Source organism: Enterobacter sp. Li2LvB3 (assembly GCF_056156645.1).
Map to the genome: position 1 here is coordinate 61,568 of NZ_JBSICG010000004.1, position 23,347 is coordinate 84,914.

A 23,347-nucleotide genomic window follows, 5' to 3' on the forward strand; every position below is an offset into this window, starting at 1 on the left:
CTGATATCAATGTTTGATTCCCGCCTGCCGCCAGATTTGCGCGAGAGTTCCAGGTTTAATGTCTTTTTTAGGATGAGGAACGGTTACCAGCCCCTTATATACCGGATGGCGGAACTGATGATGGCTTCCTTTCGTTCTTATGCATTTCCAGCCATGACCGACCAGAATGGTAATGACGTCCGCACTTTTCACATCCTGATCCTTCGATGATTATACACATTATACACACGAAACTTACCGAGTGAGATAACATTAGCGCGGGGATGGTCAGAGTGCAGCAATCTATTGTCAGAACAGGAAGATACGATGAGAAAAGAAAGTGCAATACGCGATGTTACTAAGAAAGATGCGGGGAATATCGCAATAAAAAGCCCGGCGGCGCTGCGCTTGCGCGGGCCTGAAGCCGTATCGTAGGCCGGGTAAGGCGGAGCCGCCACCCGGCAAAACATAGGGCTGACAAACCAGATAAACGCAACAGCACCAGGCAATCAGAGAGGCTGCCACCTTCCGTGGGGACAGTGTTAAGCCATCAGAAACGCCAGGTCACGCCCGTCATCAGCGCGAAACTGTCATCACGGTCGATCATCGGGCTGTTCTTCACATCGTCAGGTAATACGGTGTACACCGCGCTGGCATTCAGGAACAGGCTTTGGGTCAGTTGGTATTTTGCGGCAAGGCCAACGTACGGTGTCCAGCTGTCACCAGCCTTGTATTCATCCAGCACGGTGCGACGGGATTCGTTGCCGGACACGCCGTAGTAGTAATCGTTGTAACTTTCATCGCTATAGAAAACGCCCACTGACGGCGTCAGCGTCAGGCGCTCCATACGAATCGGGCGGAAATAGGACACTTCGCCCATCACGCCACCGCTTTCATCCATCGCATCACCAGAAACGGCGAATTTCAGGCTACCCCAGCTTTCGTGGCGATAGTATGCACCGCCCAGAAATGCCGATGCTTTACGCTCATCAAGGTGTTTCATCTGATGGTCGTCGTTATCATCCGGGTCGAAATGCAGCGGCATCCAGGTTGCCGTCAGGCTCAGTTCATTTTTACCATCTTTCCACACGATCCATCCTCCCGTGGTCTGACGCACATAGAACCGGTCGCCTTCGTAGCTAATTAACGGTACTGCGGTGGTATTTTCGTTATACCCTTTGTAAGGCGATTCATTAAATACAGCCCCCGCCCCTAGTGAAAAATCACCGGCCATCGCGGATGATGATGCAAATAACGTGGCAGCGATGAGTAAATTTTTATTAATAGTCATTCCATGCAATCCATTTAAACGCCAAACAAGCGAGGCGAATAATAATGGTTACAAATTTGCCAATGCAACGCTGCCGTTTATATAATATTATATATAGAATCATATAGATGGGTGCGCATGATGAGTAACCTGCAATTGAAGCCGCGTGAGTTGAAAATTATTTCTGTCATCGCCGCAACGCACAGCATTGGTGATGCTGCCGCCTTATTGGGTATGGCACAGGCCAATGTGAGTAAATATTTATCTGATTTTGAAACCCGCGTTGGACTCAAAGTTTTTGAGCGCACCACCCGCCAGCTGTCACTCACACAGTTCGGAGAGGCGTTGTTACCCTACGTTAATGCTTCGCTGGATAAAAATAGCCAACTCATTAATTTTATTGCTGATTATAAGCATGAAAAACGGGGGAAGGTAACGATCTACGCCCCAACGGGCATCGTCACCTATCTGGCTCGCTATGTTATTCACAAGATTGAAGATCCCGGCGACATTCGTATTTCGCTAAAAACCTATAACCTTGATAGCAACGAATTTTCCGAGGGAGTCTCGTTCCCTGACGATTGCGATATTTTAATCACCTATGCCCAACCGAAAGATGAAAGTTTAGTCGCAAGCATATTAACAAAATATTCCGTTACGGCATTTGCTTCTAAAGAATATTTAAAACTCCACCCTATCAACGGCCCCGATGATTTAATCAATCACTCATGTATATTAATAGACTCGATGCTGGTTGACGATGCTAACATCTGGCGTTTCAGGGCTCACGGCAGTGAAGGTGCGCGCGACTATAAAGTCACCGGGAATTATATTTGTGATAATACCCAGACTGCGCTGGAACTTGCGAGAAATAATCTCGGCATTGTTTTTGCCCCGAAAGAGAGCCTGAGAAAAGAGCTCACTCATGGCATGTTAGTCCCCTGCTTTTCGCATCAGGAGGAGTGGTGGCTCGATCTCACCGCCATATTCCGCAAACGCGAGTACCAGCCCTGGCGCGTGCAATACGTCCTGGACGCCGTACTGAACTGCCTTCGCCAACAAATTGCTCAGGCCGCCACTGGGCGACCTGAGCTGGGTGATTAAAACAGCCCGAGCGGTTTATCAGAGTAGCTGACCAGCAAGCATTTCGTTTGCTGGTAATGTTCCAGCATCATCTTGTGCGTTTCGCGGCCAATCCCCGATTGTTTGTACCCGCCAAACGCCGCATGTGCCGGATAGGCGTGATAACAGTTTGTCCATACGCGGCCAGCCTGAATGCCACGCCCCATCTTATAGGCCAGATTGCCGTTACGGCTCCAGACGCCCGCCCCTAAGCCATATTGCGTGTCGTTGGCGATTTCCAGCGCCTCCTCCATTGTTTTGAAGGTCGTCACCGCCAGCACAGGGCCAAAAATCTCTTCCTGGAAGACACGCATGTTGTTCTTGCCGAACAGAATGGTGGGCTCAAGGTAATAGCCTTCATTGAGGTCACCACCCAGCACCTTACGTCGTCCACCGGTGAGGACATCCGCTCCCTCTTTCTTACCGATATCAATATAGTTGAGGATGGTTTCCAGCTGCCCATGCGACACCTGCGCGCCCATCTGGGTGGCACTATCCAGCGGGTTACCGCTGCGAATAGACTCCACACGGCGGATCGCTCGCTCCATAAAGCGTTCGTAAATGGATTCCTGAACCAGCGCCCGGCTCGGGCAGGTGCACACTTCCCCCTGGTTGAAGGCAAACAGCGCAAAGCCTTCCAGCGCTTTGTCAAAGAAGGCATCTTCTTCATCCATCACATCGGCAAAGAAAATATTCGGGGACTTACCGCCCAGCTCCAGCGTTACCGGGATAATGTTCTGGGTCGCGTATTGCATGATTTGTTGACCCACTTCCGTCGACCCGGTAAAGGCTACTTTGGCGATACGTTTTGACGTCGCCAGATATTCACCAATTTCACCCCCGGCGCCATTCACCACGTTGATCACCCCCGGTGGCAACAGATCACCAATCACTTCCATCAGCAGCAGCACCGACAGCGGGGTTAAGCGCGCAGGTTTGAGCACAACGCAGTTGCCTGCCGCCAGTGCCGGAGCCATCTTCCAGCTGGCCATCAGCAGCGGGAAGTTCCACGGAATAATTTGCCCGACCACCCCCAGCGGCTCGTGGAAATGGTAAGCGACCGTTTCGCTATCCACCTCGCTTATTCCCCCCTCCTGCGCACGGATACAGGACGCAAAATAGCGGAAATGGTCAATGGCCAGCGGGACGTCCGCCGCCATGGTTTCACGAATAGGTTTACCGTTGTCCCAGGTTTCCGCCGTTGCCAGCAGCTCCAGGTTTTGTTCCATTCGATCGGCTATTTTGAACAAAATGGCGGCTCTGTCCTGCACAGAGGTATGCCCCCATTTGTCTTTCACCTTGTGTGCCGCATCCAGCGCCAGATCGATATCTCTTTTCCCGGAACTGGCAATTTCACACAACGGCTGGCCAGTAACTGGGGTCAGATTCGTATAGTACTCACCGTCGGCGGGCGCAACCCAGTCGCCGCCAATAAAGTTGTCATAACGGGGCTTTAACTTGAGGGGGAAACCATACTCGCCAGGCTGAATACGCGATGAGGGAGGATTGTTTGTCATGACCGTCTCCTTGCTGTTGGTGTACAACAAGGGTAGTTCTGGCTGGCGATTTTCTCGCCAGCCCGTGTTGGGTTTACGACAGGGGTCACATCGCGGCGCGGTAAATCGCCATGATCTCTTCGTGGGTTGCCTGAACAGGGTTCGTTACCCCACAGGCATCTTTCAGGGCATTAGTTGCCAGCACCGGAATATCCTCCTCTTTGACGTTTAGCTCACGCAGACCCGCCGGGATCTTCACCTGACGCGCCAGGGCGCGAATTTCAACAATGCAGGCCTGCGCGCCCTGGTTGTCGGTCATTTTGCTGACATCCACGCCCATTGCGTTGGCGCAGTCCCGCAGGCGGGCAGCCGCAACCTGCGAGTTAAAGACCTGAACGTGTGGCAGTAACACCGCATTGCAGACGCCGTGCGGCAGATCGTAGAAGCCGCCAAGCTGATGCGCCATCGCATGTACATAACCCAGCGAGGCATTGTTAAAGGCCATTCCAGCAAGGAACTGCGCGTAGGCCATCGCCTCACGCGCCGCCGTATTGCCGCCATCTTCAACGGCATGAACAAGGTTTTCGGCGATCATGGTGATCGCTTTCAACGCGCAGGCATCTGTGATGGGGGTTGCGGCAACGGAAACATAAGCTTCAATCGCGTGGGTCAGGGCATCCATACCTGTCGCCGCCGTCAGTGAGGCCGGCATTCCCGCCATCAGCGATGAGTCGTTAACAGAAAGCACCGGGGTAACGTGTTTATCGACAATCGCCATTTTAATATGGCGTGCCTCATCGGTAATAATACAAAAACGCGTCATTTCAGAGGCCGTACCCGCCGTGGTATTAATGGCCACCATCGGCAATTGCGGTTTTGCAGAACGATCCACGCCTTCATAATCGCGAATATCGCCGCCATTAGCGGCCACCAGCGCAATACCTTTTGCGCAGTCGTGCGGCGAGCCACCACCGAGAGAAATAACGCAGTCGCAGTTATTTTCCTTTAATATTTTAAGACCAGCGGCCACATTTCCCGTGGTGGGATTAGGGTGTGTCCCGTCATAAATTACGCTGGCAATATTTCGTTCTTTCAGCGCGTTCTGAATATCCGCCGCCATACCCAGTTTGCTGAGCATGGCATCAGTCACAATCAACGCACGACGCCAGCCGTAGTCGCGCATGGTATCCATTGCGCTACCCAATGATTCAGAACCAATAATATTCACAGAAGGAATATAAAATACGGATGCAGCCATGATATTTCCTCGAAGAGATAAAAAGTATCGGCAGCATACGGAAAAGATTATTTGAAAAACATGATCAATAACCTGTTTTGCGTGCACATTCGCAGGTTTAATAAATTTAAACCTGCGAATGTGTTAATTAATATATATATCCATTTCGATCTATTCTATTTCTGTATTAATTCCTGGTTTTGTTTCAGGAAATAATAATGAATCACGTAATAAATGATCGTTACCACGACGACGGGTAAAACCAATGCGGTTGAAATATTCCAGGATCTGAATGGCCAGCTTGCGCCCCACGTTCAGCCGATCGCGGAAATCAGCCGCACAGGTTGAACCTCGCTCCTGATCCAGTTCGCGGATCAGATTCGCGAACGCCACAATGCGATCGTTACGGTAATAACGATCTTTCACGATCGCCACAATCAGCCCCTGCTGAGCCGCATGGCGCAATACCTGGCGCATCAGTGTTTCATCGGTATTAGTGTGATGGGCTAAATCGCGCACCCACCAGGGTTCATCTGCAAACAGTGGGGCAACTTTCTGCCACGCCGCCTGCTGTTCGGCCGTAAAGCCCGCTTTATGATCCGGCAGATGCAGCCAGCCGTGATGGCTGTTGATCACTCCGCTTTCACGCATTTTTTCAATCAGTAACAGCACCAGCGCGTCGTCTTCCATTGGCAACGCCATGCGCCGTAAACGCTCGCGGCCCGGGCCGGGTTCGTCCTGATGCTGTTCATGATACGTGGCGAGCGTGCTCAGCACCTTACGTTGCCAGCGCGCCGCAATCGGCGCATTTAACAAGCTGTTTCCGGCCTGAATAAAGCCCGGCTCTTGCGTCAGCTGACGCAGCCCCTCGCCGCTAAGCTGGCGAGTCCAGGCAAAATCTGCCAGATTTACGGCGCCACGGTCAAGATGCACGGCCAGCGCGTCAGCATCCCCTTTTGCTTGCGCCAGTGTCGCAATCCATTGCAGATATTCTGGCTTACGTTTCCCACGGCGTGGCGGATTCAGTGTTACCACGCGCGCCCCGGCAAGCGTGGTTTTAGCAGAAATGTCCCGCAGCACCAGCCTGTCGTTATCCGCCAGCCACAACGGAGTATCAAACACCAGTTCAGCCAGGTCGTTTTCCAGTAGTGATACGCGCCCGGTCACGTGGCTGGCCGCATGGTGGATATGCAGCGGTTGCCACTGAGTCAGCGGTGAGTGCGTCTGAAGCGCGACAATGACGCGTTCCGACGGTGCTGGCGGCGCATCAGAGAGCAGCCAGTCACCACGTTTCAGCTGTTCTTTTTCGGCATCACCCGCGATATTCAGTGCGATGCGTTGCCCGGCATGAGCATGTTCAACCGGTTGATTTTGCGCGTGAAGAGCACGCACACGCATTGGCTTGTTAACGCCTGTCAGCCATAAGGTATCGCCCACGCTGACTTCACCGCTCAGCGCAGTCCCCGTCACCACCAGACCCGCGCCTTTCACGGTGAATGCGCGGTCGAGCGCCAGACGAAAACGGTGATGGCTGGCCTGCTCGCGGGATGCGAGGTGTTGCAGGTGGTCACGCAGAGCATCAATCCCGCGCCCCTGGGTGGCGATCGTCACAAATAGCGAGGCATCGGCAAAACCGTATTCACGCAGGGTGGCCTGCACTTCTTCGCGCACAGCATCGACGCGTGCATCATCAACGCGGTCGGCTTTCGTCAGCGCAACCGTCAGTTGCGGGTTTCCGGTCAATTGCAGGATCGCCAGGTGTTCGCGCGTTTGTGCCATCACGCCGTCATCGCACGCCACCACCAGCAGCGCATGGTCAATACCACCCACGCCCGCCAGCATGTTGGAAAGAAACTTTTCATGGCCAGGCACATCAATAAAGCCCAGCACTCGGCCATCGGGCTGCGGCCAGTAGGCATAACCCAAATCGATGGTCATCCCACGTTTTTTCTCTTCAGGCAGACGATCGGCATTTACGCCCGTAATGGCCTGCAATAAGGTGGTTTTGCCGTGGTCAACGTGACCGGCGGTGGCAATAATCATTTCGACATCATCTCCAGAAACCGCTCTTCATCTTCAAGACAGCGTAGATCCAGCCACATTCGGCCATCATAAATACGTCCAATTATCGGCACAGGTAAGGCGCGTAACCGTGCAGAAAGCGCCTCAAGCTGGCTGCCTCTCCCGTCGCGTGGGGTGAACGTGAGCGCTGCGCTGGGCAACCTGTCTACCGGTAGCGAACCACTGCCAATCTGGGACTGACAGGATTCTACACGCACGTCAAAATCGGTGTAATGCTGCGCAACGTGTGCCAGCAGCAGCTCTCCCTGAGCACGAATCGAAGCAGCATCTCGCGTCAGCATCCGCAGGGTCGGCAGGCGTTCGGCCAGCTTCTCCGGGTGGAGGTAGAGCCGCAGCGTTGCTTCCAGCGCTGAGAGCGTCATTTTATCCGCGCGCAGCGCCCGCTTCAGCGGATGTTGCTGTAGAAGGGAAATCAGTTCGCGCTGACCAACAATAATCCCCGCCTGCGGCCCGCCCAGCAATTTGTCGCCGGAAAAACTCACCAGGCTGACGCCCGCGGCGATCATCTCCTGCGGCATAGGCTCTTTTGGCAGGCCGTACTGGCTCAAATCCACCAGCGAACCGCTGCCGAGATCCGCCACCACCGGCACGTTTAGCTCGCGCCCAATCTCCGCAAGTTCGGCTTCTTCAACTGTGTGGGTAAAGCCTTCGATATGGTAGTTGCTGGTATGCACTTTCATCAGCAACGCTGTGTTTTCATTCACTGCCGCGCGATAGTCCTTCGCGTGGGTACGGTTGGTGGTGCCCACTTCATGCAATGTACACCCGGCCTGACGCATCACATCCGGGATGCGGAACGCACCGCCAATCTCGACCAGTTCACCGCGCGATACGACCACCTCTTTACCGTTTGCTATCGCCGCCAGCATCAGTAGCACTGCCGCCGCGTTGTTATTCACAATACAGGCATCTTCCGCGCCGGTGAGCTGGCAAAGTAAGTCCGCGAGCGCTCTGTCCCGATGCCCACGCCCGGCGCCGTCGAGATCATACTCCAGCGTGACGGGCGAGCGCATGGCCTGCGCCACCGCACTGACGGCCTCTTCAGCCTGCTGGGCGCGTCCCAGATTGGTATGCAAAACCGTCCCCGTCAGATTAATGACCGGTCGCAACGTGTTTTGTGTATTCGCTGCCAGCCGCTGTTCAACTTCCTGCCCCCAGTGTGCAGCCCAGTCTGGCAACGCATTTTCGGCCAGAATGTGTTCCCGGGCCTCTTCCTGTAACGTGCGCAGCATATCGACCGTTGCGCGATGGCCGAACATTTCCAGTACGACCAGGAAGTGGGGATCACGAAGCAGACGATCGGTTGCGGGGATGTGGCTGTAGAGAGAGCGTTGAGTAGTCATGAAAGCGCCTGGCAATGGATTATCATCCCCCCTCCCGACGGGAGAGGGAGTCGATGTGAAGAGGGATTGTACAACCTCCTGAACCGAAGTGTTATAACCCGAATCAAGCCTTAGGCGGTTCAGTCTGGGCAAAACTCTCGCGCTGGAACAGTGTTTCGGCAAGCTTAACCAGCAACGGGCGCTCCACACACCAGCCCGGAGAAACCCGGCGAAAATTGAGATAACCGATGGCGCAGGCAATGGCTATTGTCGCCAGGTTCAGGCTATCACTCTGGATGATGCCATCCCGGATTAACTGCTCGCACATATCCAGGCTACGGCTGATTTTTTCACGCTGACGCACCAGTTCCGCTTCCGATTGCTGTGCGGCGGGTCTTGCCTGTTCGCGCACGGAAGCCAGTGCCGCGTCCATAATACCATCAGCCAGGGCTTCAATCTGTTTCACCGCCAGTGCCGCTTTAGCATCGGCCGGGAGCATGGCTGGTGCGACACCCAGCAGTTCGATGTATTGCGCAATAATAGGGGAATCAAACCAGCATTCGCCATCATCGGTTACCAGCGCCGGGACTTTCCCTAGCGGGTTGAACCGGGCAACGCCATTTTCCGCGTTGTAGGGCTGTTCATTGACGAATTCAAATTCAATCCCTTTCTCCAGCAGGAGAACTGAGATTTTACGCACGAAGGGACTGGTATAGCTGCCGATAAGTTTCATTGCCTGATCCTGAATGCCCACAAAGAGGTCAGTATGGATCAAGCAATGAAAAAAGGCAGGTATGCGTATCGCATTCCTGCCCCGGAAGGATTAATGATCGAGGTAGAGGTAGTGCATCCAGCTGGTCATACGCAGCAGCACTTTACGCATTACGGAAACGTGCGAGAAGTGGTCGGAATAGACCGCAACCTGAGCATAAATACCGTCTGGTAATGCATCGACATCAGCATTCGGGTCAAGCTCAATCGTACCCAGTACGCCGTCCGTACCCGGAACGACCGTCAGCGATTGCAACGCTCCCTGGGCCTGATAAGAACCACCCGGCACCACTGGCAGGATGCTTGTGAGTTTACCGGAGAACACCTGTCCTGGCAGTGCATTGAATACCACTTCAGCTTCATCACCCGGTTTCAGACGCAGTAAGGAGTTCTGACGGAACTGAGCAACAATCTGGCGTTTCTGTTCAGGAATAAACACCATCACCGGACGCAGTGGCAGCGCGGCTGCGTATGTCCCAGGGCGAATCAGCACCTGCGTGATATATCCATTACTTGGCGCACGGACGACAGTCTGATCGAGGTTGTATTTGGCCTCAGCCAGTTGCGCACGCAGGGACGCCACCTGCGATTGTTCACCGTTAACCATGCTGTCTAACTGGCTTTGGATCTGCGTCTGTTCAGCCACTGAGCCTTTTACCAGCGCATCCTGTGCCAGATAGTTCTGGCGTGCGTTATCGATATCGCTTTCAGAGAATGGGTTAACCTTCGCCTGGCTGCCTTTCAGGTAACGCTGATAATCTTTATACAGGCGGTCACGCTCAGCAGACACACGCGTGGTATTGGCTACTGCTTCCGAAAGCTGCGCTTTCAGGTTGTCGATATTGTGCGTGGCGGTCACCAGGTCAGCTTGCAGTCTGTCGACGCGCGCCTGGTAGCGGCCCGGATCCAGTTTAAATAACACTTCGCCTTTTTTAATAAGCTGGTTATTTTTATTTGTGACTTCGCTAACCACACCCGTAACCTGCGGTGTAATCGGAATCGAAATAACCGCTTTTTGCGCCGTAAAAGTATACGGGTGGTTATAGTTCATTAATAAGATGAGTCCCGCAACAATAAACACCCCACCTAATGTCGCGGTGGCGAGCGTCCACTGGTTTACAGGAATACGGAATATTTTAAAGATAGCCCAGGCAAAAGCCACATAGGTTAAAATAATCAACAGATCCATGATCAGTGCTCCGACGTATTCTTATCTGCTGGCGCTTGAGCAGCAGCCAGTTTTTGTTCTAGTTCGGCCACACGTTTGGACAGAGCATCCATGCCGGGGACCTCATCAGGCTTTGTGATATGATTCTGCATACCCCAGCCACGCTCCTCCTGGTACAGCGTTGCCCAAATCCACAAAAACGGCCAAATGGCATGGAGAGTAAACAGGCTTATCCACCCGGCTGTATGGATTGCATCAGCATGGGGGTGGTTGCGTTTTTTAGCCATATTATAAGGAATATCATGAATGGCGATGATCCCGTAAAACAGAACCAGGAACACGAAAATTAATACGCCCAGCGCAAAGTAGTTGAGAAACATATTTCCCTCACTCAGACAACGAAAACTCATTAAATAAATTAAATAATAAGCACGCAAATTAATTCAATTTAAGCGCAATAACGTGCACTTATTTTTCAGAGCCGCAGAGTATGGTTTTTTATTACATCTCCATGCAAGTTTATAAGCGTGTCAAAATATATCCTGAATAATAATAGACTTAACCTTACATATGAGAGTACTCCAGGTTTTCACTTTTCGCCATAACACACTCACACATGTGTAGTTTTTGCTTTTGATGCTGTTTGATTACATCCTGGCTGTGAACTGCAAAACAGAGTTTGTCGTTGATCACATCCAGAGAAATCTGCATGAAAATTTTTTGTGAATTCAGTCACGTTATAGAAACAAACAGGTGACCACTAAATGTGATACGCATCACAAAATACTGTGGTTTTTACGCCATTTACCCGCATTGACTTTTTTTTGCACATCACTTTTGTGATGCAGATCACCTCATTAAATACCACACCCCCTACATTTACGTGACTCAGATCACACAAAATTTCACCGTCTGGACAGTTGAACGATTCAGTGCCAGATTTCACAGCATGAACAGGGCCCGGCTACCTCTACCGCCGTACATTAACGATAAACCTCGGGCCGCAAGCCTAAGCGTAAACATAAGAAGGGGTGTTTTATGTCATCCGATTTCAAGATCAAAGTACAAAGCTTTGGTCGTTTCCTCAGCAACATGGTGATGCCAAACATCGGCGCGTTTATCGCGTGGGGTATCATCACTGCATTGTTCATTCCGACAGGGTGGTTGCCTAACGAAACGCTGGCGAAACTTGTTGGCCCAATGATTACTTACCTGCTGCCGCTGCTCATCGGTTTTACCGGTGGTCGTCTGGTGGGCGGTGACCGTGGTGGTGTGGTTGGTGCCATTACCACAATGGGTGTGATTGTCGGTGCGGATATGCCGATGTTCCTGGGTGCGATGATTGCCGGTCCTCTGGGCGGCTGGGCAATTAAGCACTTTGATAACTGGGTAGACGGTAAGATTCGTTCCGGCTTTGAAATGCTGGTGAACAACTTCTCTGCTGGCATCATCGGTATGATCCTGGCGATTCTGGCGTTCCTCGGCATTGGCCCGGCTGTTGAAGTGCTGTCCAAAATTCTGGCAGCAGGCGTTAACTTCATGGTTGCGCACGACATGCTGCCGCTGGCGTCTATCTTTGTAGAACCAGCGAAAATCCTGTTCCTTAACAACGCCATCAACCACGGTATCTTCTCACCGCTGGGTATTCAGCAGTCTCATGAACTTGGCAAGTCCATCTTCTTCCTGATTGAAGCGAACCCAGGCCCGGGTATGGGTGTTCTGCTGGCATACATCTTCTTTGGTCGCGGCAGCGCAAAACAGTCTGCGGGCGGTGCAGCTATCATTCACTTCCTGGGTGGTATCCACGAAATTTACTTCCCGTACGTGCTGATGAACCCACGTCTGATCCTGGCCGTTATTCTCGGCGGTATGACTGGCGTGTTCACTCTGAGCGTGCTGGGCGGTGGTCTGGTTTCTCCTGCCTCTCCGGGCTCTATCCTTGCCGTGCTGGCGATGACGCCAAAAGGTGCTTACTTCGCTAACATCGCTGCTATCTGTGCGGCAATGGCGGTCTCCTTCGTTGTCTCTTCTATCCTGCTGAAAACCAGTAAAGTGAAAGAAGACGACGATATCGAAGCAGCAACTCGTCGTATGCACGACATGAAAGCGGAATCCAAAGGCGCTACTCCGCTGGCCGCAGGTGATGTGTCTAACGACCTGAGCCACGTACGTAAAATCATCGTTGCCTGCGACGCCGGTATGGGCTCCAGCGCAATGGGTGCAGGCGTGCTGCGTAAGAAAGTACAGGATGCAGGTCTGAGCAATATCTCTGTGACCAACAGCGCGATTAACAGCCTGCCACCGGATGTTGACCTGGTTATCACGCACCGCGATCTGACCGAACGTGCTATGCGTCAGGTTCCACAGGCGCAGCACATTTCGCTGACCAACTTCCTCGACAGCGGCCTGTACACCAACCTGACTGAGCGTCTGGTTGCGGCGCAACGCCACGAAGACAACGAAGTGAAAGTTCGCGATAGCCTGAAAGACAGTTTCGATGCGAACGACAGCCACCTGTTCAAACTGGGTGCGGAAAACATCTTCCTGGGTCGTACTGCGACCCACAAAGAAGAAGCGATTCGCTTTGCGGGTGAGCAACTGGTGAAAGGCGGTTACGTTCAGCCTGAGTATGTTGACGCAATGCTGGAACGTGAAAAACTGACCCCAACCTACCTGGGTGAATCCATCGCGGTTCCGCACGGTACGGTTGAAGCGAAAGACCGCGTGCTGAAAACCGGTGTTGTGTTCTGTCAGTATCCACAGGGTGTTCGCTTCGGTGAAGAAGAAGACGACATTGCCCGTCTGGTGATTGGTATCGCCGCTCGCAACAACGAGCACATTCAGGTGATTACCAGCCTGACCAACGCCCTGGATGACGAATCGGTCATCGAGCGTCTGGCCAGCACCACCAGCGTGGAAGAAGTACTGGCGCTGCTGAATAAGTAATATCGTTCTCTTCCCTCTCCCCACTGGGGAGAGGGCTAGGGTGAGGGGAAAGTTATGCGGTTCCTCACCCCAGCCCTCTCGGGTAAAAACATTAATGAAGGTTAACACTATGAAAGCATTACATTTTGGCGCAGGTAATATTGGTCGTGGCTTTATCGGCAAATTGCTGGCCGACGCGGGCATTACGCTGACATTCGCCGATGTGAACCAGGTGGTACTAGACGCCCTGAATGCCCGTCATAGCTATCAGGTTCACGTGGTGGGAGAAAACGAGCAAGTCGAAACCGTTTCTGGCGTGAATGCGGTAAGCAGCATCGGTGATGACGTGGTTGATCTGATCGCAAGCGTTGACCTGGTGACGACTGCGGTCGGCCCGGTTGTGCTTGAGCGTATCGCCCCTGCGGTGGCAAAAGGCCTGGCGAAACGTAAAGCTCAGGGCATTGATACCCCACTGAACATCATCGCCTGTGAAAACATGGTGCGTGGCACCACGCAGCTGAAAGGTCACGTCCTGGCTGCCGTCGCCGACGAAGATAAAGCCTGGGTTGAAGCACACGTCGGCTTTGTCGATTCCGCCGTCGACCGTATCGTTCCGCCGTCTGAATCCGCCACCAACGACCCGCTGGAAGTGACCGTTGAAACTTTCAGCGAATGGATTGTCGATAAAACACAGTTTAAAGGCGCGCTGCCAACCATCCCGGGGATGGAATTAACTGATAACCTGATGGCATTTGTCGAACGTAAACTCTTCACGCTGAACACCGGTCATGCTATAACCGCGTACCTCGGAAAATTGGCCGGTCATCAGACCATCCGTGACGCGATTCTCGATGAGAAAATCCGCGCTGTGGTAAAAGGTGCAATGGAAGAGAGCGGCGCGGTGCTGATCAAACGCTACGGTTTTGATGCTGAAAAACATGCAGCATACATCCAGAAAATCCTCGGTCGTTTTGAAAATCCGTATTTGAAAGATGACGTTGAGCGCGTTGGCCGTCAGCCACTGCGCAAACTGAGCGCGGGCGACCGTCTGATTAAGCCACTGCTGGGCACGCTGGAATACGGTCTGCCGCACGCCAACCTGGTGAAAGGGATTGCCGCTGCCATGCATTACCGCAGCGAGCAAGATCCACAGGCGCTTGAGCTGGCGAAATTGATTGGCGATGAAGGCCCGCAAGCTGCGCTGGCGCAGGTTTCTGGCCTGGATGCCAACAGCAACGTGGTTGTGGAGGCGATTAACGCTTATAACGCAACCAAATGATGCAGAATGCGGCGCAGGTTATCCTGCGCCCAGATAACAGATTGTCAGATATGCAGGCAATAATGGAACAAACCCAGGCCTTTGAAAATCGTGTGCTTGAGCGTCTGAATGCTGGCAAAACCGTACGAAGCTTCCTGATTGCCGCCGTCGAGCTATTGACCGAGGCGGTGAATATCCTGGTGCTTCAGGTGTTTCGCAAAGACGACTACGCGGTAAAATATGCTGTAGAACCGTTACTGGACGGAGACGGACCGCTGGGCGATTTATCCGTGCGCCTGAAGCTGATTTACGGCCTTGGCGTGCTCAGCAGGCCAGAGTATGAAGACGCTGAGCTGTTGATGGCGCTTCGTGAAGAGCTCAATCATGACGGTAACGAGTACACCTTCACCGATGATGAAATTCTGGGACCCTTCGGTGAGTTGCACTGCGTCACCGCGTTGCCTCCCGCACCTCATTTTGATAACAGTGATCCTGAGCTGTATGCTATGCAAAAGCTTCGTTATCAACAGGTTGTCCGTTCTACAATGGTGCTTTCCCTGACTGAGCTGATTTCCCGAATCAGCTTAAAAAAAGCGTTTCAGAAGTAAGCCTGCGCACATTGGTGTATCCTTCCCTGTAAATCCCCCGTTTTTAGAGTCATTTGTGATGAAAGAAGTCGAAAAGAACGAAATTAAACGCCTTAGCGATCGTCTGGATCTGATCCGCCACCAGCAGGCCGATCTCTCTTTGGTTGATGCCGCTGAGAAATACGCTGAGCTGGAAAAAGAGATCGCCACGCTGGAAACCGAAATCGAACGTCTGCGTGAAGTCAAAGGCCAGAAGCTGAGCAAAGAAGCGCAAAAGCTGATGGACATGCCGCACCGTCGCGCGATCACCAAAAAAGAACAGGCCGATATGGGCAAGCTGAAGAAAAGCGTGCGTGGCCTGGTCGTCGTACACCCGATGACGGAACTCGGCCGCGAAATGGGCCTGAAAGAGATGACGGGTTTTTGTAAGACCGCGTTCTGATTTCGTGCCGGGTGGCGCTGCGCTTACCCGGCCTACTTCCCTTTCCAGCCATAATTGGCCCAACCAATTAATCAAACATCCCTTCCCTGGTTCACAATTCCATAATCTTTACTCACAAAACCATTGCTCATCGATAACATCTGATTAACCATTCATTGTCATTCACCCTACATCACACTATTGGCAGGACCACTTTTACACAGTTTGTGACGCAGAGATGAGCGGAGACTCACCCGCATTGCTAGCTGTGTGGTCCTCAGGAGACCTGCATGAGCCTCTGGCAACAAAACTACGATCCGGCCGGGAATATCTGGCTTTCAAGCCTGATCGCATCGCTACCGATTCTGTTCTTCTTCTTTGCGCTGATTAAGCTCAAGCTGAAGGGTTACCTCGCCGCGACGTATACCGTTGCCATCGCCCTGATGGTGGCGCTGCTTTTCTACAAAATGCCGGTCGATCGCGCGCTGGCCTCCGTCGTCTACGGTTTCTTCTACGGCCTGTGGCCAATAGCGTGGATCATTATTGCCGCAGTCTTTGTCTATAAAATCTCGGTGAAAACCGGGCAGTTTGACATCATCCGGTCGTCGATTCTCTCGATCACCCCGGACCAGCGCTTGCAGATGCTGATTGTCGGTTTCTCCTTCGGCGCATTCCTTGAAGGGGCAGCCGGTTTTGGCGCACCTGTTGCGATCACGGCGGCACTGCTGGTTGGTCTTGGTTTTAATCCACTTTATGCCGCGGGCCTGTGCCTGATCGTTAACACTGCGCCGGTGGCGTTTGGCGCGATGGGTATCCCGATTCTGGTTGCCGGGCAAGTCACCGGGCTGGACAGCTTCGAAATCGGCCAGATGGTTGGCCGCCAGCTGCCGTTCCTGACCATCATCGTGCTGTTCTGGATCATGGCGATTATGGACGGCTGGCGTGGTGTGAAAGAAACCTGGCCTGCGGTAATGGTGGCGGGTGGTTCATTCGCCATTGCTCAGTTCCTCAGCTCAAACCTCCTCGGCCCGGAACTGCCGGACATTATCTCTTCCCTGGTTTCGCTGGTTTGTCTGACGCTGTTCCTCAAACGCTGGCAGCCAGTACGCATCTTCCGCTTTGCGGATATGGGTGCCTCGCAGGTTGATCAAACACTGGCGCGCACCGGATATACCGCGGGCCAGGTGATCCGCGCGTGGTCGCCGTTCCTGTTCCTGACCGCAACCGTCACGCTATGGAGCGTGCCGCCGTTTAAAGCGTTGTTTGCCCCGGGCGGTGCGCTGTACGACATGGTGATTAACATCTCCGTACCGTTCCTCGACAAAATGGTCGCCCGGATGCCGCCAGTTGTTCACGCCGCAACGCCCTATGCTGCGGTATACAAGTTCGACTGGTTCTCTGCGACCGGCACGGCGATCCTGTTTGCAGCTATCCTTTCTGTTGTGTGGCTGCGCATGAAGCCATCCGCAGCTATACAGACCTTTGCAACCACCATTAAAGAGCTGGCGCTGCCGATTTACTCCATTGGTATGGTGCTGGCATTCGCGTTCATCTCGAACTATTCCGGCCTGTCATCTACGCTGGCGCTGGCTCTGGCGCATACCAGCCACGCCTTCACCTTCTTCTCGCCGTTCCTTGGCTGGCTGGGGGTATTCCTGACAGGTTCAGATACGTCGTCTAACGCCCTCTTCGCCGCGCTTCAGGCAACTGCCGCGCAGCAAATCGGCGTCTCGGACGTACTGCTGGTTGCAGCGAATACAACGGGCGGCGTCACCGGAAAGATGATCTCCCCGCAATCCATCGCTATTGCCTGTGCTGCGGTGGGCCTGGTGGGTAAAGAGTCGGATCTGTTCCGCTTTACCGTCAAACACAGCCTGATATTTACCTGCATGGTCGGTGTGATAACCACCCTTCAGGCTTATGTCTTAACCTGGATGATTCCATGATAGTGATGCCCAGACGCCTGTCCGACGAGATTGCTTCTCGCGTGCGGGCGCTGATTGAAGAACAACAGCTTGAAGCGGGCATGAAATTGCCCGCCGAGCGCCAGCTTGCCGCCCAGCTTGGGGTATCGCGTAATTCACTGCGCGAAGCGCTGGCGACGCTGGTTAATGACGGCGTGCTACTGAGCCGTCGTGGCGGCGGCACCTTTGTACGCTGGCAGCACGATGACTGGTCTGAGCAAAACATTGTTCAGCCCCTCAAAACGCTGATGGCAAACGACCCTGACTACAGCTTTGACATCCTCGAAGCCCGACACGCCATCGAAACCAGCACCGCCTGGCATGCGGCAATGCGGGCCACAGAAGCCGATAAAGAGAAACTGCGGGCCTGTTTTGAGGCAACCCAAAGCAGCGACCCCGATATCGCTTCGCAGGCTGATGTCCGTTTTCATCTGGCGATTGCCGAGGCTTCACATAACGTGGTGCTGCTCCAGACCATGCGCGGTTTCTTCGACCTGCTGCAATCCTCCGTCAAGCAGAGCCGCCAGCGCATGTATCTGGTACCGCCAGTGTTTGCTCAACTGACCGAGCAGCACGAGGCGGTGCTTAACGCCATTCTGGCCGGTGATGCCGATGCCGCGCGCAAAGCGATGATGGCGCATCTGGGCTTTGTGCACACCACCATTAAACAATTCGATGAAGATCAGGCCCGACAGGCGCGCATTACCCGTCTGCCTGGCGACAACGATATTTCCAGGGAGAACAAAGCATGATTATTTCAGCAGCCAGTGACTATCGCGCCGCGGCACAACGCATTTTACCGCCATTCCTGTTCCACTATATCGACGGCGGAGCGTATGCAGAGCACACACTGCGTCGTAACGTAGCAGATCTGTCAGAAGTGGCTCTGCGCCAGCGCGTGCTGAAAAATATGTCTGACCTGAGCCTTGAGACGAAGCTGTTTAATGAAACGCTCTCAATGCCTGTTGCGCTCGCCCCTGTCGGCCTGTGTGGCATGTACGCCCGTCGCGGCGAAGTACAGGCGGCCGCAGCGGCAGATGCCAAAGGCATCCCGTTTACGCTCTCCACCGTGTCTGTCTGCCCGATTGAAGAAGTCGCTCCAACCCTTCAGCGCCCGATGTGGTTCCAGCTGTACGTTCTGCGCGATCGCGGGTTTATGCGTAATGCGCTGGAGCGCGCCAAAGCCGCAGGCTGTTCGACGCTGGTCTTTACCGTCGATATGCCAACGCCGGGGGCGCGCTACCGCGATGCGCATTCCGGGATGAGTGGCCCGAATGCCGCCCTGCGTCGCTACTGGCAGGCTGTCACTCACCCGCAGTGGGCGTGGGACGTTGGTCTGAACGGTCGTCCGCATGATCTGGGCAATATCTCGACTTATCTCGGTAAACCCACCGGTCTGGAAGATTACATCGGCTGGCTGGCGAACAACTTCGATCCGTCAATTTCCTGGAAAGATCTGGAGTGGATCCGTGAATTCTGGGACGGCCCGATGGTGATCAAAGGCATTCTCGATCCGGAAGATGCGCGCGACGCCGTGCGTTTTGGTGCTGACGGCATTGTGGTGTCTAACCACGGTGGGCGCCAGCTCGACGGGGTGCTCTCTTCTGCCCGCGCACTGCCTGCCATTGCCGATGCAGTAAAAGGCGATATCGCTATTCTGGCCGACAGCGGCATTCGCAGCGGGCTGGACGTGGTACGCATGATTGCACTGGGTGCAGACAGCGTGCTGCTGGGTCGTGCCTACCTGTATGCACTGGCCACCCACGGTCAGGCGGGCGTGGCGAATCTGCTGAACCTGGTCGAGAAAGAGATGAAAGTGGCAATGACGCTGACTGGTGCGAAATCGATTAGCGAAATCAGCCAGGATTCGCTGGTGCAGGAACTGAGTAAACTGCCTGCGGCACTGGCACCGCTGTCGCAGGGGAATGCGGCCTAGTTCTGTGCTATTCTGCCCCCGCTATTCAAGGGGGCAACATGCTTAATATCGTTTTATTCGAACCAGAAATCCCACCCAATACCGGCAACATCATCCGCCTGTGCGCTAACACCGGTTTTCGCCTGCATATCATTGAGCCAATGGGCTTCACGTGGGACGACAAACGCCTGCGCCGTGCAGGGCTGGATTATCATGAATTTACTGCCGTGGTTCGCCATCACGACTATGCCGCGTTTCTGGAGGCAGAAAAGCCGCAGCGCATGTTTGCCCTGACCACCAAAGGAACGCCTGCACACAGTGCAGTGAGCTATCAGGACGGGGATTATCTGATGTTTGGCCCGGAAACCCGTGGCCTGCCCGCAACCATTCTGGACGCCCTGCCCGCTGAACAAAAAATCCGTATTCCAATGATGCCGGACAGCCGCAGCATGAACCTGTCTAATGCGGTGTCGGTGGTGGTGTATGAAGCCTGGCGCCAGCTGGGTTACCCTGGCGCCATTCTCAGAAGTTAAATGCCGTCACCATACTCAAATGTATGGTGAATACCGTTGAAGTGCTGATCCATATCCATCGACGGTTTATCGCTGTCTGGCTTGCCGACGATACGCGCCGGTACGCCAGCTGCGGTGGTGTGCGGCGGAACGGGCTGCAACACAACCGAACCCGCACCAATCTTCGCCCCACGCCCGACTTCGATATTACCGAGGATCTTCGCACCCGCGCCAATCATCACCCCTTCGCGAATTTTCGGGTGGCGATCACCGCTGGTTTTGCCCGTACCACCCAACGTGACCGATTGCAGAATCGACACATCATCTTCAATGACCGCTGTTTCACCCACGACAATGCCCGTGGCATGGTCAAGCATGATCCCACGGCCAATTTTCGCGGCCGGGTGGATGTCCACCTGGAAGGTGACCGACACCTGGTTTTGCAGGAAGATGGCCAGCGCACGGCGGCCTTCGTTCCACAGCCAGTGACCAATGCGGTAAGCCTGAAGCGCATGGAAGCCTTTCAGGTACAGCAGTGGCGTGGAGTATTTATCAACAGCCGGGTCACGCGTGCGCACAGCCTGGATATCACAGGCGGCAGAGGCGATCATTTCCGGGTCTGCGGCGTAGGCCTCTTCCACCACTTCGCGAATGGCGATGGCAGGCATAATTGAGGAGGCCAGTTTGTTGGCGAGCATATAGCTCAGGGCGCTGCCGAGGTTTTCGTGCTTGAGTAGCGTCGCGTGGTAGAAGCTGGCCAGCATAGGCTCGCAGTCGGCCAAAGCCCGGGCTTCGGCTTTAATATTATTCCAGACGATATCCAGTTCTTCACACGGCATTGCATACTCCAGACGTAATAGTACGATCGGCCAGTCTTTGCTGGCCGATCGTTGAGTGACGACAGTTCCCTGCGATTAGTTGCTGCTACGCTCGTCCTTGCGCGCACGACCTAATAAGGTCAATGCTGCCTCGCGCGCATTTTTTCCGCAATACAATACCTGATAAATTTCCTCGGTTATTGGCATTTCGACACCAAAACGGTGTGCCAGCTCGCGGACTTCTTTGGTATTGCGATAGCCTTCAACTACCTGGCCAATCTTCTCCTGCGCGCCTTTCACATCGCTGCCCTGTCCAAGCATCATGCCAAAGCGGCGGTTACGCGACTGGTTGTCGGTACAGGTCAGTACCAGATCACCCAGGCCCGCCATTCCCATAAAGGTGGCAGGATCAGCGCCCAGCGCCGCGCCAAGACGGGACATTTCGGTTAACCCGCGGGTGATAAGCGCCGTGCGCGCATTCGCGCCGAAACCAATGCCGTCTGACATACCTGCGCCGATAGCAATCACGTTCTTCACCGCACCACCCAGCTGCACGCCGATAAAATCGGGGTTGCTGTAGACACGGAAGCTCTTGCCGCAGTGCAGCAAATGCTGAAGATCATCAGAGAAGGTCGCATCGGTCGAGGCCAGAGAGATTGCCGTTGGCAGACCTGCGGCCAGCTCTTTCGCGAACGTCGGCCCGGAAATCACAGCCAGAGGAATGTCATCGCCCAGCGCTTCGCGGGCAACATCCTGGAGCAGGCGTCCGGTTTCAGCTTCCAGCCCCTTCGTCGCCCACACAATGCGTGCATCTGCGCGCATCAGCGGCTTAATCTGACGCAGCACTTCGCCAAAGACATGACTTGGCACCACAATCAGAATATTGCGGCTGGCCGTGAGTGCGGTCGCGAGATCGCTTTCGAGGCGCAGGGAATCAGGAAACGGAACGTCCGGGAGGAACGCCACATTGCAGCGGTCGTGTTGCAACGTCGCGATATGTTTTGGATCGTGGCCCCACAGAACCACATCGTGACCATTTCTTGCCAGCGTGATAGCAAGAGCGGTGCCGTAAGAGCCGGCACCGATCACAGTCATTGACGCATTAACAGTGCTCATCAGGCATCCTGATGTTGTTCAGCACCTTCGCCAGCCTGCTGTTGCAGATAATTCATGAACAGCGCATCAAAGTTAACTGGCGCAAGGTTCAGTTGCGGGAATGTACCGCGAGAAACCAGGCTGGTGATGCATTCACGAGCATACGGGAACAGGATGTTCGGGCAGTATGCACCCAGGCAATGCGCCATCTGGTTACCTTCAATACCGCCGACGGAGAAGATACCACCCTGCTGTACTTCGCACAGGAATGCAGTTTCTTCGCCCAGAGAAGCGGTTACGGTTACGCGCAGCACAACTTCATACACATCATCCGCCAGTTGGGTGGATGCGGTATCAAGATCAAGTTTAACCTCTGGCTGCCAATCTTTCTGGAAAACGTGTGGCGCATTTGGCGCTTCGAAAGAGACATCCTTGGTGTAGATGCGCTGGATCTGGAAAGTCATTTCGGTGTTGTTTTGTTCTGACATGGAAAAACCCTTTTTAATTGTCCTAAAGTCTCTTAGCGCAGCAGGGAATCGAGTCCACCACGTGCGTCGAGCGCATACAAGTCATCACAGCCGCCAATGTGCTGCGCATCAATAAAAATCTGCGGAACCGTCGTACGGCCACTACGTTGAATCATCTCTTCGCGTTTTGTCGCGTCACCATCAATAGGCAGTTCCTGGAAGGTGACGCCTTTGCTGTTCAGCAGCGCTTTCGCACGGTGGCAGAACGGGCAGGTTGCTTTGGTGTAGATCTCGATATTGGCCATGACTGGGCTCCTTATTTACCGCGAACCAGAGGAAGGTTTTCCCCGCTCCAGCCGGAAATGCCTTCTTTCAGCACAGATACGTTTTCAAAACCGGCTTTGTGCAGTGCGCTCGCAGATTCCTGCGCCTGCATCCCGGTACCGTCTACAACGATAATAGGCTGGGCTTTATGCTTATCCAGCTCGCCAACGTTGTTCGCTTTAATTTCAGCAGGCAGCAGGTTAACAGAACCTGCAATGTGGCCTTTACGGAAATCATCGCGCTGGCGCAGGTCGACGACGACGGCATCTTCTTTATTGATAAGACGCGTCGCTTCACCACGGGTAATAACCCGAATTTTGGACGTCAGGCCCTTAAAGGTAGTGAACAGCACTGCGGCCAGTAGACCAATCCACGCGATGCTCAGTACCGGGTGGCGGCTAACAAATTGCATAATTTCTTGCATGGGGGGTAACAACTCCCGTCAAAAGTGATTAAAAAAACCAGGACAGGAGTATACCTGTGCGTTGTGGCAAATACAGCCAGCGACAATAAGCTAATCCATTTTCTGCGGGATGCCACGAAAAAAAAGCCTTAAAATGACCTGGGAAGCGCCTTGCCCCTACGCATTCTTTGATCTTCTGCGGCTATTTGAT

At 53.8% G+C, this 23,347-nt stretch carries 23 protein-coding genes; 9 read left to right on the forward strand and 14 right to left on the reverse strand.

Going from position 1 to position 23,347, the window contains the following annotated elements; all coding sequences use genetic code 11:
* Nucleotides 1-6: 6 nt before the first annotated feature.
* Nucleotides 7-192: a type II toxin-antitoxin system HicA family toxin gene (locus tag ACS603_RS04575; RefSeq protein ID WP_014068393.1), complete on the reverse strand. Its 186-nt coding sequence runs from the start codon at nucleotides 190-192 to the stop codon at nucleotides 7-9.
* A gap of 337 nt (nucleotides 193-529) precedes the next feature.
* Nucleotides 530-1,270 (reverse strand): MipA/OmpV family protein, encoded by a 741-nt coding sequence (locus ACS603_RS04580; protein ID WP_474943835.1) that lies wholly within the window; start codon nucleotides 1,268-1,270, stop codon nucleotides 530-532.
* Nucleotides 1,271-1,387: 117 nt separating this feature from the next.
* Between ACS603_RS04580 and ACS603_RS04585 the strand changes: the two genes are divergently transcribed.
* Nucleotides 1,388-2,353, forward strand: coding sequence for a LysR family transcriptional regulator (locus tag ACS603_RS04585; RefSeq protein WP_182063200.1), 966 nt, complete (start codon nucleotides 1,388-1,390; stop codon nucleotides 2,351-2,353).
* Here the strand turns inward: ACS603_RS04585 and aldB are convergent.
* The 7 genes from aldB to ACS603_RS04620 form a co-directional block, all read right to left on the reverse strand.
* Nucleotides 2,350-3,888: an aldehyde dehydrogenase AldB gene (aldB, locus tag ACS603_RS04590; RefSeq protein WP_182063199.1), complete on the reverse strand. Its 1,539-nt coding sequence runs from the start codon at nucleotides 3,886-3,888 to the stop codon at nucleotides 2,350-2,352. The two genes, ACS603_RS04585 and aldB, sit on opposite strands and share 4 nt — an antisense overlap.
* A gap of 85 nt (nucleotides 3,889-3,973) precedes the next feature.
* The gene (yiaY, locus tag ACS603_RS04595; RefSeq protein WP_182063198.1) at nucleotides 3,974-5,125 is read right to left on the reverse strand and encodes an L-threonine dehydrogenase; all 1,152 of its coding nucleotides are present in this window, start codon (nucleotides 5,123-5,125) and stop codon (nucleotides 3,974-3,976) included.
* Nucleotides 5,126-5,275: 150 nt separating this feature from the next.
* Nucleotides 5,276-7,147 (reverse strand): selenocysteine-specific translation elongation factor, encoded by a 1,872-nt coding sequence (selB, locus tag ACS603_RS04600; RefSeq protein WP_474943836.1) that lies wholly within the window; start codon nucleotides 7,145-7,147, stop codon nucleotides 5,276-5,278.
* Nucleotides 7,144-8,529 (reverse strand): L-seryl-tRNA(Sec) selenium transferase, encoded by a 1,386-nt coding sequence (gene selA, locus ACS603_RS04605; RefSeq protein ID WP_474943837.1) that lies wholly within the window; start codon nucleotides 8,527-8,529, stop codon nucleotides 7,144-7,146. Before selA ends, selB begins: the two co-directional genes overlap by 4 nt.
* Nucleotides 8,530-8,632: 103 nt before the next feature.
* Nucleotides 8,633-9,241: a glutathione S-transferase gene (locus ACS603_RS04610; RefSeq protein WP_182063195.1), complete on the reverse strand. Its 609-nt coding sequence runs from the start codon at nucleotides 9,239-9,241 to the stop codon at nucleotides 8,633-8,635.
* 90 nt (nucleotides 9,242-9,331) lie between these two features.
* A complete protein-coding gene (locus ACS603_RS04615; RefSeq protein ID WP_395675766.1) occupies nucleotides 9,332-10,468 on the reverse strand; it encodes an HlyD family secretion protein in 1,137 nt (378 codons plus the stop codon).
* A 2-nt stretch (nucleotides 10,469-10,470) separates the two neighbouring features.
* Nucleotides 10,471-10,827, reverse strand: coding sequence for a DUF3302 domain-containing protein (locus ACS603_RS04620; RefSeq protein WP_182063194.1), 357 nt, complete (start codon nucleotides 10,825-10,827; stop codon nucleotides 10,471-10,473).
* A gap of 658 nt (nucleotides 10,828-11,485) precedes the next feature.
* Between ACS603_RS04620 and ACS603_RS04625 the strand changes: the two genes are divergently transcribed.
* From ACS603_RS04625 to trmL, 8 genes are all read left to right on the forward strand, one after another.
* Entirely contained in the window at nucleotides 11,486-13,393 is a 1,908-nt protein-coding gene (locus ACS603_RS04625; RefSeq protein ID WP_182063193.1) for a PTS mannitol transporter subunit IICBA, read from the forward strand.
* Between the two features lie 109 nt (nucleotides 13,394-13,502).
* Nucleotides 13,503-14,651 (forward strand): mannitol-1-phosphate 5-dehydrogenase, encoded by a 1,149-nt coding sequence (gene mtlD / locus ACS603_RS04630; protein WP_315687506.1) that lies wholly within the window; start codon nucleotides 13,503-13,505, stop codon nucleotides 14,649-14,651.
* Complete coding sequence (gene mtlR / locus ACS603_RS04635) at nucleotides 14,648-15,238, forward strand: mannitol operon repressor MtlR (protein WP_182063191.1); 591 nt, start codon at nucleotides 14,648-14,650, stop codon at nucleotides 15,236-15,238. Before mtlD ends, mtlR begins: the two co-directional genes overlap by 4 nt.
* A 58-nt stretch (nucleotides 15,239-15,296) precedes the next feature.
* Nucleotides 15,297-15,659, forward strand: a complete 363-nt coding sequence (locus ACS603_RS04640) for a YibL family ribosome-associated protein (RefSeq protein WP_182063190.1) — start codon at nucleotides 15,297-15,299, stop codon at nucleotides 15,657-15,659.
* 269 nt (nucleotides 15,660-15,928) lie between these two features.
* On the forward strand, nucleotides 15,929-17,584 hold the full coding sequence (gene lldP, locus ACS603_RS04645; RefSeq protein WP_182063189.1) for an L-lactate permease: 1,656 nt from the start codon (nucleotides 15,929-15,931) through the stop codon (nucleotides 17,582-17,584).
* Nucleotides 17,581-18,354: a transcriptional regulator LldR gene (lldR, locus tag ACS603_RS04650; protein ID WP_182063188.1), complete on the forward strand. Its 774-nt coding sequence runs from the start codon at nucleotides 17,581-17,583 to the stop codon at nucleotides 18,352-18,354. Before lldP ends, lldR begins: the two co-directional genes overlap by 4 nt.
* Nucleotides 18,351-19,538 carry an FMN-dependent L-lactate dehydrogenase LldD gene (gene lldD, locus ACS603_RS04655; protein ID WP_474943838.1) on the forward strand — a complete coding sequence of 396 codons (1,188 nt, stop codon included), beginning with the start codon at nucleotides 18,351-18,353 and terminating at the stop codon, nucleotides 19,536-19,538. Before lldR ends, lldD begins: the two co-directional genes overlap by 4 nt.
* Nucleotides 19,539-19,576: 38 nt before the next feature.
* The gene (gene trmL / locus ACS603_RS04660) at nucleotides 19,577-20,050 is read left to right on the forward strand and encodes a tRNA (uridine(34)/cytosine(34)/5-carboxymethylaminomethyluridine(34)-2'-O)-methyltransferase TrmL (protein WP_006808633.1); all 474 of its coding nucleotides are present in this window, start codon (nucleotides 19,577-19,579) and stop codon (nucleotides 20,048-20,050) included.
* Here the strand turns inward: trmL and cysE are convergent.
* The 5 genes from cysE to ACS603_RS04685 form a co-directional block, all read right to left on the reverse strand.
* On the reverse strand, nucleotides 20,047-20,868 hold the full coding sequence (cysE, locus tag ACS603_RS04665; RefSeq protein ID WP_008502718.1) for a serine O-acetyltransferase: 822 nt from the start codon (nucleotides 20,866-20,868) through the stop codon (nucleotides 20,047-20,049). The two genes, trmL and cysE, sit on opposite strands and share 4 nt — an antisense overlap.
* A 75-nt stretch (nucleotides 20,869-20,943) precedes the next feature.
* Complete coding sequence (gpsA, locus tag ACS603_RS04670; protein WP_182063185.1) at nucleotides 20,944-21,963, reverse strand: NAD(P)H-dependent glycerol-3-phosphate dehydrogenase; 1,020 nt, start codon at nucleotides 21,961-21,963, stop codon at nucleotides 20,944-20,946.
* On the reverse strand, nucleotides 21,963-22,430 hold the full coding sequence (secB, locus tag ACS603_RS04675; protein WP_014068374.1) for a protein-export chaperone SecB: 468 nt from the start codon (nucleotides 22,428-22,430) through the stop codon (nucleotides 21,963-21,965). Before secB ends, gpsA begins: the two co-directional genes overlap by 1 nt.
* 32 nt (nucleotides 22,431-22,462) lie before the next feature.
* Complete coding sequence (grxC, locus tag ACS603_RS04680; RefSeq protein WP_129324327.1) at nucleotides 22,463-22,714, reverse strand: glutaredoxin 3; 252 nt, start codon at nucleotides 22,712-22,714, stop codon at nucleotides 22,463-22,465.
* A gap of 11 nt (nucleotides 22,715-22,725) precedes the next feature.
* Entirely contained in the window at nucleotides 22,726-23,157 is a 432-nt protein-coding gene (locus tag ACS603_RS04685; RefSeq protein ID WP_182063184.1) for a rhodanese-like domain-containing protein, read from the reverse strand.
* Nucleotides 23,158-23,347: the final 190 nt, after the last annotated feature.